The sequence below is a fragment of the Sulfuricurvum sp. genome, from assembly GCF_049587615.1.
Lineage (GTDB): Bacteria > Campylobacterota > Campylobacteria > Campylobacterales > Sulfurimonadaceae > Sulfuricurvum.
Genome location: NZ_JBAVEF010000053.1, coordinates 94,936 through 108,768 on the forward strand (window position 1 = coordinate 94,936; position 13,833 = coordinate 108,768).

The 13,833-nt window shown below is 49.1% G+C and carries 8 protein-coding genes; 5 read left to right on the forward strand and 3 right to left on the reverse strand.

From position 1 onward, the window contains the following. Positions 1-7 precede the first annotated feature (7 nt). From WB308_RS10600 to ccsA, 4 genes are all read left to right on the forward strand, one after another. Complete coding sequence (locus WB308_RS10600) at positions 8-826, forward strand: HDOD domain-containing protein (RefSeq protein ID WP_424191294.1); 819 nt, start codon at positions 8-10, stop codon at positions 824-826. A 9-nt stretch (positions 827-835) separates the two neighbouring features. Continuing rightward, entirely contained in the window at positions 836-3,559 is a 2,724-nt protein-coding gene (gene polA / locus WB308_RS10605) for a DNA polymerase I (protein WP_424191296.1), read from the forward strand. Between the two features lie 11 nt (positions 3,560-3,570). Then, positions 3,571-4,923: an NADP-specific glutamate dehydrogenase gene (gene gdhA / locus WB308_RS10610; RefSeq protein WP_424191298.1), complete on the forward strand. Its 1,353-nt coding sequence runs from the start codon at positions 3,571-3,573 to the stop codon at positions 4,921-4,923. Between the two features lie 75 nt (positions 4,924-4,998). After that, complete coding sequence (ccsA, locus tag WB308_RS10615; RefSeq protein WP_424191300.1) at positions 4,999-8,121, forward strand: cytochrome c biogenesis protein CcsA; 3,123 nt, start codon at positions 4,999-5,001, stop codon at positions 8,119-8,121. A 52-nt stretch (positions 8,122-8,173) separates the two neighbouring features. Here the strand turns inward: ccsA and dnaJ are convergent, their stop codons facing one another. Next, positions 8,174-9,289, reverse strand: coding sequence for a molecular chaperone DnaJ (gene dnaJ / locus WB308_RS10620; RefSeq protein WP_424191302.1), 1,116 nt, complete (start codon positions 9,287-9,289; stop codon positions 8,174-8,176). A gap of 193 nt (positions 9,290-9,482) precedes the next feature. Here dnaJ and recR point away from each other — a divergent pair, with 193 nt between their 5' ends. Next, positions 9,483-10,052 (forward strand): recombination mediator RecR, encoded by a 570-nt coding sequence (recR, locus tag WB308_RS10625; RefSeq protein WP_424191304.1) that lies wholly within the window; start codon positions 9,483-9,485, stop codon positions 10,050-10,052. Here recR and hrpB read toward each other — a convergent pair. Continuing rightward, positions 10,049-12,553 (reverse strand): ATP-dependent helicase HrpB, encoded by a 2,505-nt coding sequence (hrpB, locus tag WB308_RS10630; protein ID WP_424191306.1) that lies wholly within the window; start codon positions 12,551-12,553, stop codon positions 10,049-10,051. The genes recR and hrpB overlap by 4 nt on opposite strands. Then, positions 12,554-13,807, reverse strand: a complete 1,254-nt coding sequence (locus WB308_RS10635; protein ID WP_424191308.1) for a putative glycoside hydrolase — start codon at positions 13,805-13,807, stop codon at positions 12,554-12,556. Positions 13,808-13,833 lie beyond the last annotated feature (26 nt).

Sequence of the window (13,833 nt, forward strand, 5' to 3'; positions counted from 1 at the left end):
ATTATGAATGAAAAGCTCAATTATTAACAGTATTAAATCTTTGCCTCCCCTCCCGAAAACAGTTGTGGATATGCAGCGTGTGTGCAATGATCCGAACTCATCGATCCATGATTTGGTCAAAACGGTCGAGACGGACCCGATGATTGTTGCGAACTTATTGAAAGCCGCGAATTCTCCCCTATACAGTTTCCGTCGGGAAATTATCAATGTCGGACAAGCCGTTTCCTTGTTTGGGATGAGTATGACCCGTTCCATCGGGCTTGGAAATTCGGTTCGCAAACTTCTGAATGTCGATATGGAGCCTTACGGAATCAGTTCGGAACGTTTTGCTGAAATTTCGTCGATGCAGGCGGCTTTGATGCACAGCTGGTATGGGAAGATTGACCGTGCGAAAGCCGATAAGCTCTTTTTGGCTGCATTTTTGCAAGAGACCGGGAAAATCATTATTGCCAGCGACGTCATTCAGGAAGATTTGGCAACGAACTTTAAAGCCGATATCGATACGGCTATCGATATCGCCGGTGTAGAGCGCTCCTACGTTCAGGAAACTACGGCAACGGTGACAGCAGCTATCTTTACCCATTGGAATTTTGATAAAGAGTTTGTTGAGATGATCGAATACTCCGATCTTCCTGAAAATGCTCCCGAAGAGGTCAAAGAGTTCTCTACGGCGCTCAATATCATTAAAACGATTGTTCCGATTAATGATCCGTTCGGCGAACACGGTATGGCGTATGGGCTTAAAAAAGCAGAGGCGGCAGGATATGATGTCGCTATTCTTCAAGCGGCGATTGATTCGATCCTTGAAAAAACCCGTACGCATTAAAGTGGATTGATGGCACAACCTGTTGTTACAATCATCGATACTTTTGGATTTTTCTTTCGTAGTTTTTATGCCCTTCCCCCTCTTACCAACAAGCATGGGTTTCCTACCGGTCTGTTGACCGGATTTGTCAATTTTATCGCCTCGCTCCATAAAGATCACAGCAGTGATTATCTTATTTTTGCCCTCGATGCGAAGGGACCTAGTTTTCGTGCCGAGATCGATCCTGCGTATAAAGCGAACCGCTCTCCTGCCCCCGAAGAGTTGGTGAAACAGCTTCCTATTGCGATCGATTGGATCGATAAAATGGGGTATAAATCGCTCTCACAGAGCGGTTATGAAGCGGATGATATGATCGCATCCGTCGTTCGTCAAGCACGCGCCCACGGATTTTTGGTGCGTGTCGTTTCCCATGATAAAGATCTCTATCAGCTGATCGATGATGATCGGGTTGTTTTGGTCGATGCCATCAGTAAGAAGGTAATGAACGAGCGCCATTGCGATGAAAAATACGGGGTACATCCGCGCCAGTTTATCGATTACCAGTCTCTCATCGGGGATACGGCCGATAATGTACCCGGTGTCAAGGGGATCGGGAAAGTGACGGCGCAGAAGCTTCTTACCCAGTTCGGGACACTCGATGACATGTATGCGCGTTTGGATGAGGTAACCCCTCCTCGTATTCGTGGGCTGTTAGAGACCTATCGAGAGGATGCGTTCCGTTCACGTGAACTCGTCCGTCTTAAAGACGATGTATTGGAATCCCTGGATTTCAGTGAATTTTCGATGCATTTTGAGAATCCGTTCCTCCCGATTTATGATGATCTGGTCCATTATGAGATGAATGCGGTGCTCCGTACCCTCAAAGCAAAAGCATTGTTTGAAGAGTCACAACCGGTTGCAGCTTCGATGAAGAGTGAGATTAATGAACTTCCGAAATGTGAAAGTACGCAAGGGTGCAGTGTTTTGATCGACAATGACGAATCCCTCGAACAGCTTATCGCTTCGATTCCGCATGATACGCTTATCGCCTTTGATACCGAAACGACGGGGCTCGATTCTTCAAACGATCATTTGGTTGGTTTTAGTTTTAGTATCGACGGAAAAACAGGGTATTACGTTCCGATGATGCACAGTTATCTGGGTGTAGGGGATCAAGTAAGTGTAGAAGCAGCAAAAAAAGCGATCAAAGCGATTTTTGAGCGTCGTGTCATAGGGCATAATATTAAATTCGATCTCCATTTTGTTACCCGTTTCTTAGAGGTCGAGCGTCTAAATATTCATGCAGACACGATGGTCATGGCATGGCTTACCGATTCGGCACGTTCACTTGCAATGGATAATCTTGCCCAAAATCTTTTGCATCATGAGATGATCCATTTCAAAGATACGGTGAAAAAGGGGGAGAACTTCGCCTCCGTTGCCATCGAAGATGCGTGTAAATACGCGGGAGAGGATGCCTATATCACCTTCCAACTCTATAAGGTACTTAGCGAACAACTCCTATTAAAAGGGGGACAGGAAGCTCTTGATGAAGCCTTTACTATCGAGTTTCCGTTTACCCTGACACTGCTGGGGATGGAGCGTTACGGGATCGCCGTCGATACGGCGGTGTTGGAGACGTTTAAAAAAGAGGTAGCGCACGAGATCGCCACCCTCACCGAACAAATCCACACCGCGAGCGGTACGGTCTTTAATCTCAATTCTCCGAAACAGCTGGGAGTGATCCTATTTGAAACGCTTGGATTGCCCCACGGCAAAAAAACCAAAACGGGATACAGTACCGACGAGCAGGTCTTGGAAGGATTGCGCCATGAGCATCCGGTTATTCCGATGCTGCTACAGTATCGCGAATATCACAAACTCTATTCAACGTACATCGAGCCTTTGATTGCATTGGCCCAAAATGATCCAACATCGCGTATCTATACCTCGTTTGTTCAGACGGGGACGGCGACGGGACGGCTCAGTTCGAAAAATCCGAATCTCCAGAATATCCCCGTTAAAACGGCGTTGGGAATGCGTATCCGTGAGGCTTTTGTCGCGCCGAAGGGGAAAAAATTGATCGGGATCGACTACTCGCAGATCGAATTGCGTCTCCTTGCCCATTTCAGCCAAGACACGGTGTTGGTCAATGCCTTTAATGAAGGGCACGACATCCACATGCAAACGGCCATAGCGTTGTTCGGCGAAGCCGAAGCGGCAGGTAAACGTAACATCGCCAAAACGGTCAATTTTGGTCTGTTGTACGGTATGGGGCAGAAAAAACTCTCCGATACCCTTAGTATCACCACGAAAGAGGCCAAAGCGATTATCGAGCGCTATTTCGAGACGTTTCCGAGTGTGAAAGGGTACTTTAGCGGCATTGTCGAGCAGGCTAAAGAGATGGGGTATGTCGAGACGCTTCTGCACCGCCGCCGCTATTTTGATTTTGCGAGTGCCACGCCGATGCTCAAAGCGGCATATGAGCGCGAATCGGTCAACACCGTATTCCAAGGAAGTGCGTCTGATCTCATCAAACTCTCAATGAATAAGATTGATGCAATGATTAGAACAGAGGGGTTACGTGCCCGAATGCTGCTTCAAATTCACGATGAACTGATTTTTGAGGTGGACGAGGATGTCGCCGAAGAGTATGCCGTACGATTTGTCGATGCGATGGAGCATATTTTAAAACTCCGCGTTCCGCTTAAAACGTCGATGCATATCGGGAACCACTGGGGCGAGTTGAAATAAGGGAAATAACAATGATCGAAAAAATTTTAGCCAATCTCGAAAAATCCAACTGTATGAGCGATGATACGTTTTTGCAAGCGGTGAGTGAAGTATTGCATTCGTTAGAACCGATCGTTAACAGTGACACCCGTTATGAGCAGTTTGCGATTTTAGAGCGTCTCGTTACTCCGGATCGGGTGATCCAGTTTAAAGTACAATGGGTAGATGATCATAACTGTGTCCATATCAACAACGGTTATCGGATCCAGTTTAACAACTCTCTGGGACCTTACAAGGGGGGGCTTCGTTTCCATCCCAGCGTCACGACGGGAGTCTTGAAATTTTTGGCTTTCGAGCAAATTTTCAAAAATTCGCTGACCGGATTACCCATCGGCGGAGCGAAAGGGGGATCGGATTTTGATCCCAAAGGAAAAAGTGATTTTGAAATCATGAAATTTTGCCGGGCGTACATGCGCGAACTCCATCAGTACATCGGAGCACGTGTCGATGTACCTGCGGGGGATATCGGGGTAGGGAACCGGGAGATCGGATATCTTTTCGGAGAGTACAAGCGTATCACCCGTAATTACGACGGGGTGCTCAGCGGCAAACCCTATGCGTTCGGCGGATCGTTGATGCGGCCTCAGGCGACGGGGTACGGAGTGGTCTATTTCGCCCGTGAAATGCTTAAAGAGGAGCTGCAAGAGTCGTTGGACGGGAAAGTGTGCACGGTAAGCGGTGCGGGCAACGTAGCGATTCATACGATTGAAAAACTCCAGCAGTTGGGGGCTATTGTCGTGACGTGCAGTGACAGCGAGGGGGCAATCTACGATCCTCACGGTATCGATTTGGCACTTTTGCGCCATCTTAAAGACGAGGGAAAACGGATCTCACTCGCAGAGTATAAAAACAGCCACGCTCATGCCCTTTATACTCAAAAATCAGATTATCCCAAAGAGGCTCATGCCGTATGGGAGATTCCGTGTTTTGCGGCATTTCCGTGTGCTACCCAAAACGAACTGACCCTCAACGATGCCCAAAAGCTGATCGAAAACGGGTGTGTCGCGGTCGTGGAAGGGGCAAATATGCCAACCTTCCCCGATGCGATTGAACTCCTTCAGCGCGAAGGGGTCCTCTTTTCTCCGGGAAAAGCGTCCAATGCCGGAGGAGTTGCGGTAAGCGAGTTCGAGATGTCCCAAAACGCCTCGATGGAGAAATGGGATTTTGATAAAGTGGATCGTAAACTCGATGAGTTGATGCGTCAAATCTACAAGCGGGTTGCCTTGACCGCAAAAGAGTACGGATGTGAACGCAACTTTGTTGACGGCGCCAATATTGCGGCATTTAAACGAGTTGCCGAAGCCATGATATTAGAAGGGGTTTGATTGTTAATAGTGAATTAACAAATATTTACCAATGTGCGACTACAATTGCACCATATTATTTAGACAGGTCTTTTAATGAATACACTTCACTCTCTCTTGAGTTCCATGAAAACCATGGCGGTTCTCATGCTCATTTTTGCCGTCTCAATCGGCTACGCTACGTTTATCGAAAACGATTACGGCTCGATGACTGCGAAAGCAGACATTTATAACGCTCGCTGGTTCGAAATTCTTTTGGCACTGTTGGCTCTTAATTTAACGTTGAACATCATCAAGTTCAATATGGCACGTCGTTCCAAAATACTCGTATTAATGTTTCATGTCGCTTTTTTGATTATCCTTGTCGGTGCCGCGGTAACCCGTTATATGGGTTATGAGGGTGTCATGCATATCCGTGAAGGGCAGAGCAGTGATGTGATCCTCAGCGCTGAGCCGTATGTCACTTTTAAGGTCACTAAAGGGGAAAAAACGTATGACTTTAAAGAAACGCTTTTTCTCTCCAAACGTACCTCGAATGATTTTGAGCGAACGTTAGAGGTTGAGGGTGAAAAAATTCACATTACATTAGAGAACTATATGGGAGATGCACGCTATGAAGCATCTGCGGATCCCAAGGGTGAACCTTTGTTTAACTTGATGGTGACCGGAGCGCAGGGAGCACAGCAGGTTTCTCTTAAAAAAGGGGAATTTGTAGAAGCGAATGATATTGTCATCGATTTTGATTCCAACAAGACGTTTGATAAACCGGTTATCACCCTCAGTGTGGAAGGGGAAAAAGCGTATATCACTACCCCTTCGGCTTTGGCAACGCTCAGTATGGACACGCAGCAAAGTTCTGCTTTAGCGTCCGGCAAACATGAAATGACAAAACGTACCTTATTCCAAAGCGCACAAAGCGGTTTTGTATTGCGTGATTTCTTGCCCAAAGCATCGATGAAATTGGTTTCCGGCTCTGCCAAAGAAAAAGGGCCTATGATGCAGCAGGGTGGGCAGGATGCTTTGACACTGAGCTTTTCAAGCGGGGATAAAAAAGAGACAGCCGTCGTATTGGGTACACCGGGAGAGATCGGTGAAGCAAAAAAAATAACCTTGGATAATACCGTCGTAGAAGCAGCGTACGGCTCGATTGAGCGGAAGATTCCATTTGCTGTCGCACTGCGCGATTTTGAGTTGGAGCGCTATCCGGGATCAATGTCTCCGGCTTCATATGCGAGTGAAGTGAGTGTGCTTGATCCTGCTAATCAGGAAAAATTTGATTTTCGTATCTACATGAATCATATCCTCGATTATCAAGGGTACCGATTTTTCCAATCCTCATTTGATCAAGATGAGATGGGGACCGTCCTTTCGGTAAATAAAGATCCGGGGACATTGATTACGTATATCGGGTATTTGTTACTCGCTATCGGAATGTTTGGAGTACTAATCGTGAAAAACGGCCGTTTTGCCGCTTTGGGTGAAAAACTCAAATCTTTGGATGCTAAAAAAGCGGTAGCGGCTTTCGCTATGGTGATGTTGACACTGGGGACGACGAACAGTATCGCCTCGGAGAGTGAAAATCCGGTCATTACGACGGCAAAAGGGTTTGACAAAGCACATGCCGATAAATTCGGTCATTTGATCGTACAAGATGCCAGTGGCCGTATGAAACCGATGGATACCCTAAGTCATGAGATTTTGGCGAAACTCAACCGTAACGACACCTTTTTAGGGCTTAATTCCAATCAGGTTGTTTTGGGGATGATGCTTCGTCCCGATGCATGGCGTGAGATCGCGATCATCCGAACCGGAGATAAAGAGATCAACAAACGCATCGGACTTCCTGAGAGCGCGAAAACGGCCGCATTCTCGCAGTTTTTTGAGTTTCCCGATGAGATCGGCGGATACAAATTAGCACAGCTGGTGGATGAAGCCAACCGCAAAGCTCCGGGGAAACGCGATAAGTTCGACAAAGCGCTGTTGCAAGTCGATGAACGGGTCAATGTTGCCTATATGGTCTATACCGGCTCATTGGTACGTATGTGGCCGAAACCGAATGATAAAAATCATAAATGGGATGCAACGATTGAAGCGCTGCAAACCCTCACCCCGAAAGAATCGGAAATGGTCCGTCTCCTCGCTATCGGCTACTTCGGTTCCATCGATGAAGCGATGAAAAGCGGCGATTGGACGAAAGCCGATGAAGCGTTGGCGCGTATCGACAAATATCAGCGTTTTGTCGGTGCGAGTGTTTATCCGAGTGACACCAAAGTGCAAGTAGAGATTCTCTACAACAAAGCCAATATTTTCGAGCAGTTGTGGCCTCTGTACTTTGTGGTCGGATTTACCCTCCTGATTCTGTCGTTCATTAAAATAATCAAACCGGCTGTTCGTGCGGAGTGGTTGAGCAAAGTCTCATTCGGCCTTCTGATCCTCTTTTTTGCAGCTCATACGGCAGGACTTGCCATGCGCTGGTACATCTCAGGGCATGCGCCGTGGTCAAACGGCTATGAGTCGATGATCTATATCGGATGGGCAAGCGTGTTGGCCGGATTTATCTTCTCCAGCCGCTCGGTGATGACGATGGCTGCTACGGCGATCATGACAGGGCTTATCCTCTTCGTCGCCCATCTCAACTGGATGGACCCGCAGGTGACAAACCTCGTTCCGGTACTGCAATCGTACTGGCTCAGCATTCACGTCTCGATGATTACGGCAAGTTACGGTTTCTTGGGGCTTGGGGCATTGCTGGGGATGATCACCCTCATCCTTTTTATCCTAAAAAAACCGGAAAATTCTGAGCGTCTCAATCTGGCGATCAAAGAGCTCAATGCGATCAATGAGATGAGTTTGATCGTCGGTTTGGTTCTTCTTACCGTCGGTAACTTCCTCGGCGGGGTCTGGGCGAATGAGAGCTGGGGACGCTACTGGGGATGGGACCCGAAAGAGACATGGGCATTGGTGACGATTCTTGTCTATGCGGTCGTTATCCACTTGCGTATGATCAAAGGGGCATACAGTGATTATATCTTCAGTGTCGTATCGCTCTTGGCGTTTACGTCGGTATTGATGACCTATTTCGGGGTAAACTATTATCTGGCAGGATTACATTCGTATGCGAAGGGGGATCCGGTTCCGGTTCCTGATTTTGTACCGTGGACCTATGCCGTCATTGCGATTGTGATCGCGATGGCTTATTCGAAAAGAAGTACAAAGTAGGGGACTTCCCCTACGATCAACCCTGAGCTAAGGCGAAGGGCTATCTGCTCAATTATTTAAACCACCCTTTTACTTTTTCAAATGTTGATTCGAAAAGAGACTCATGAGGCTTGGACTCGATGCCGAAACTCTCTTGGAGTTTTTGCAAAAGCTCCTCTTGTTCGGAGTTGAGGCGGTTAGGGTAGGTGAGATGGATTTGGGCGATTAAATCCCCTTTTCCGCGTCCGTGGACATCCGCAATACCTTCACCGCGGAATCGGTACTGCTGGCCGTCTTTGGTTCCCGTTTCAAGCTCTAGCGTCACCTCGCCGTTTAACGAAGGGATGGTGATATCTTCACCGAGAACCGCTTGGGTGAAAAATACGGGAACTTCAAGGTAGATGTCGTTGCCGTTACGGATAAAATGGCTGTCTTCTTCCACTTCAAACGTGACGTACATATCCCCCCTCACACCGCTTTTACCTGTGTTGCCGCGACCCGAAACACGCAAACGGTTCCCCGTATCGATTCCGGCCGGAACTTTGATTGTGACGCTCTCTTTGGTCTCGGTATAGCTTTTCCCTTTGCAGTCACCGCATTTTTCGCTCGCCATCGTCCCCTCGCCGTGACACGCGGGACAGGTTTGAGAGAAGGTCATAAATCCCTGGCGGACGTACACTTGCCCTTTGCCGCCGCATTGGCTGCAGCTGGTCACTTTGCCCTCTTTGGCCCCGGTCCCTTTACAGGTTTTACACGAATTTTTGGTAGTGAAGGTGATCTCTTTTTCGCATCCGAACACCGCTTCTTTGAAGCTGACGCGCATCTCGACGCCCATATCGAGCGGAAATTTATCTGATGGTGCGCGTGATTGTCTGCGTCCGCCTCCGGCAAATCCGTTAAACATCTCTTCGAAAATACTTCCGAGATCATCGAATCCGCCGCTTTGACGTCGTCCACCGCCCCCTTGGAGCCCCTCTTTGCCGTAGCGGTCATAGACGGCACGCTGCTGATCGTCGCTGAGAACTTGGTAGGCTTCGTTGCAGAGTTTGAATTTATGCTCCGCACTCGGATCATCCGGATTGCGGTCGGGATGGTAGAGTTTTGCCATTTTACGGTACGCTTTTTTGATTTCGTCACCATTGGCACTTTTGGTGACCTCTAAAATCTCATAATAGCTCATTTCTTCCACGCTGTAACTCCAAAAACATATTTTTCGCGCAATTATACCATGTCAAAAAGAGTGTTAGCTTAATTGAGTCATATAGACTAAACTATTTACAGCACAACACTAAATATATCTTGGGCATATCGCTGAGGTAAACACAGCGCTAGCGTAGACGAATGGAGCTTTGCTTCATCGGTGTTTATAGTATAATAAACATATGAAACGTTCCTTAGAAAAATTCAACCGCCTCGTCGATGCCTTGCAGCAACTCCCGACTATCGGGCAAAAGTCTGCTACGCGTCTAGCCTATCATATGGTGATGCATGACAGTTTCGGCGCACTCAAACTGGCGCATGCGATCGAAAATGCGATTACAAGTCTGAAAAAATGCCGATCGTGCGGTGGACTGAGCGAAGATGAACTTTGCTCGATCTGCAGCGATGAGCGCCGTAACCATGAGCTTCTCTGTATCGTCGAAAATGCCAAAGATATTTTGACGTTTGAAGAGAACGCCCTTTTTGACGGCCGTTATTTTGTTTTGGACTCTATCGAAGAGCTGGATATCTCCCATCTGCGGGGGGTCGTTCAAAGCGGTATCAAAGAGGTTATCTTTGCCCTGACCCCCTCCATCGCCAATCAGGGGGTAATGCTCTATATCGAAGACAAGCTTATGGATTGCGATGTCCGCTTCAGCCGCATCGCCCAGGGGGTTCCGACGGGGGTAAGTCTGGAAAATGTTGACATCCTCTCCTTGACCAAAGCGATGGAAGATCGGGTGAGTATTTAACCCTGCATATATTTCTTCGTTTTACTCGTTGCCTCGGCCTTGTGCGGATCATCCGGCCAGTAGTGCTTGGGGTATCGCCCTTTTTGCTCTTTTTTAACCTCATTGTATGAGCCTTTCCAAAACCCGGGCAAATCGCGGGTTACCTGGATCGGACGGCGTGCGGGGGAGAGGAGATGGAGCAATAGCGGAACTTTTCCTTCCAACACACTCGGATGGCTCTCCAACCCAAAAACTTCCTGTATCCGTACGGCTAAAACAATCGCTTCGGGGTCGGAATAATCCAGCGAAATCCGGTTTCCGGTCGGAGCGGTAAATTGGGTCGGCAACAGGGAATCGAGACGCTGCATCTGCTCCCATGTGAGCTGTGATGCGAGGATCGTATACAGATCGAGGCTTTCGCATTCACGCAGCGAACTCTGGGTTGTCAGATGGGGCAGAAGCCATCTCTCCAACGAAGCGAGAAGCGTTTCATCGCTGAAATCACCGAACGACAGATCGGGAGAATGATGGCGCAGGGCTTGAAGCCGGTAGCGCAGCGCGAGGGATTTGGGCGACCAATAAAGAGCTTCCAAACCGTGTGAACGAATCCCCTCGATTAGGGTCCGCTTCATTTGTACGGGATCGGGTGCAGAGAGGGGAGAAGATTCGAGTACGATAGACCCTAGTGAGGTGATCTCTCGGGCTTCGACGCGCTGCGCATCCGCGTTCCAGGAAATGGACTCTTTGGTTGTGAAAAGATCGGGTGCATGGTGTTTCAAGAGATCGCTGTCCAACGGTGCACATCGGTATATCCGTGCCATCGTCGGATTTCCGTCACTCTCAGCGATGACAACCCACGCTTCGCCGCTGAGAGCATCCTCACGCGAGAGGATCGCTTCTTTGCCGTTGCTGAGGAGATATTTATCCCCTTTTGCATTGCGCAGACGTCCGATTCGGTCGGGGTAGGCGAGGGCAAGCAAGAGTCCGATCATAGGGTCTGGAAAATCACTCGATAACTCTAGAGAAGCACCTAGTCGGCCGGAGAGCTCCCGCGCTGTTTTAAGGACGGTATCTTCTGCTTCAGAACGGTTATTGGGGTGACGTGTGAGACGCTCAGAAAGTCTCCAAAACCGCTCCCGCATATCGGAGGTGCGATAATCATGGCGGGGAAAAATGTCACGTTCACTGAGGAGGGCGGCGAGGAGAACCCCTTCGCTTTGATATCCGAGCGAGCGGGCACTCAGGATCATGTGTGCCAGACGGGGATGAACTCCAAGTCTCATGATTTCTTTGCCATGAGGGGTAATGTGGCCACGCATATCGGTAGCCCCCAAGACATGAAGCAAAGACGCCCCGTGTTCGAGTGCTTTTGGGGGAGGCGGATCAATCCATGAAAGCTCCGAACTCCCCCATGCGCTTAATTCCAAAGAGAGCGGGGTGAGGTCACACATCCGGATCTCAGGTTCTTTATGCGAAGCGAGAGCGTGATGGGAAAGGGCACTCCATAGGCGGTAACATTTCCCTCTGCTTAACCGTCCTGCCCGTCCGGCACGCTGATCAGCGGAGGCACGTGAGATGGTTCGGGTGACAAGTCGTTGCATACCGCTACGCGAATCGAAGGTGAGCACTTTTTCCAAACCCGAATCGACGACGATTGTGATCCCCTCGATGGTGAGGCTGGTTTCGGCGATGTTGGTGGCGAGGACAATTTTGCGCTTTTCTGAGGGTTCAATCGCTTTTATTTGGTCCGTTTTGGAAAGTTCGCCATACAGGGGAGCGATCACAATATCCATGGAGCGGCAATACTCACGGAGCGATGATTCGAGCGATTTGATCTCTCGGGTACCGGGCAAAAAGACGAGAATGCTCCCTTCGTCCTTTTGAAGGAGATCTTGAAGAATCCCCATAATCGCCGGGATGATTTTTTTTGGCTCGATGGAAGGGGTGTTGGGGGGCAAATGTTCGATTGTAACGGGAAAACTCCGTCCTTCACTGGTGATCAGGGGAGAATCTTTCAGTAAAGATTGCAACGATTGGGTATCTAGCGTCGCCGACATCACCAGAATTTTAAGATCCTCACGCAACACTTCCTGAGACTGGAGGGCAAAAGCGAGAGAGAGATCGCTATGCAGATGGCGTTCATGGAACTCATCGAAGATGATCAGAGCAATGTTTTCGAGGGAAGGGTCATTTTGGATCATTCGGGTCAAAATCCCCTCGGTGACGACGAGAATTTTGGTTTGAGAACTCAGCTGCTTTTCGGCGCGGATCTGATATCCGACCCGCATCCCCACTTTTTCCCCCAGCAGTTGAGCCATCCGAGATGCGGCACTTCGCGCCGCGATACGGCGGGGTTCCAACATAATGATCTGTTTCTCTTCTAACCACGCCTCTTCCAAGAGGGAAAGAGGGACTGCGGTTGTTTTTCCGGCACCCGGAGGGGCTTGGAGGATAAGGCGGTTACCGGAAGTGAGGGAGGTTCGGATTTCCCCGATAACCTCATGTATGGGGAGCGTGTTCACTTACGAAGCAGGTTTTTCCACTTTTTTGGCAGCCGTACGTTCCAGGCGAATCAGCCCTGCGGCACTGTAGACGTTGCGGGGATTCCAGAGTATCCAGCCGCAGCTTCCAAAATCTTCGCTGGCGCGTATTTGCTCCCGAATCTCTTTTTCGCCGTAAATCCGGCGGTCAAACGCATAATCACGAAACGCTTGGAGCCATGGACGATACGCCAGAGGGGACCCTCCCGATTTTTGGAGCGCTTTATCGAGAGAGTGTTTGACGATTTCGTAATTGGCCGCCACGGGGTTGGCATATCCCGGAATACCGGCATTAAATCCGCTCGGATAGAGCATCGGCGAGAGGTAATCGACATACGGGGCGAGGGCGTCTACACGCTGTCCGATCTCGATATCGGCATCATGCCAGCTGACGTATCCGAAGATGTCGGCGGAGATAAAAACGTTGTACGGGATCAGACGGGTCCGTGCGCTCTCCAAAAAGCCGCTGATCGCTTTGACCCGTTCGGCCTGGGTATTTTCAACCGAGAATTGGATCCCTTTGCGGTCGGGAAAGCGGACGTAGTCGAACTGAATCTCATCAAATCCCGCTTTGGCAGACTCTTCGGCGATATCGATGATGTACTTCCAGGAATCTTTACGTGATGCATCGACCCAGTACAGCCCCTCTTTGTCTTTGAAGAGGGTACCGTCGGTTTTTTTGACTCCCCATTGCGGATAGGCGCTTACCAGCGGTGAGTCTTTAAAGGAGACGATACGTGCGATCGTGTAAATCCCCTCTTTTTTGAGATCAGCGATAAATTTGGGGAGGTCTTTAAAGAGGATGACCTCCTGCGCACCGATTTTGTTGGCGATGGGGTTGGCCGTTTTAAATGCAATCTGCCCCCGATCCATTTTGATATCGATGACAAGGGCGTTGATTTCGGTCGTACGGATGAGGTGTTTGGCATTGCCCATGATGCCGCCGTGGGTTGCACCGAAACTGGAGAGGTAGAGGGCTTTGGGGATAACCGAGCCCAGATACATTTTCCCCCCGCTTTTGTAGAATTTGCGTTCATACCCTACGGCGCGGACCCCGATATATGTGGATGAAGGGATGGTAAAGGTCCCGTTTTTATCGGTACGGTATTCTTTCCCCTCTGATATGACGATCGCATTGGCAATCGGTTTTTGGGTTGTTTTATCGAGTACGATACCGCTTGTCGCAGCCCCCCATGTTAACGCAGCCAGTGTTGCTAAAAGCACGATTGCTTTCACTCTCTTCTCCCTCTTCGATCAATTGC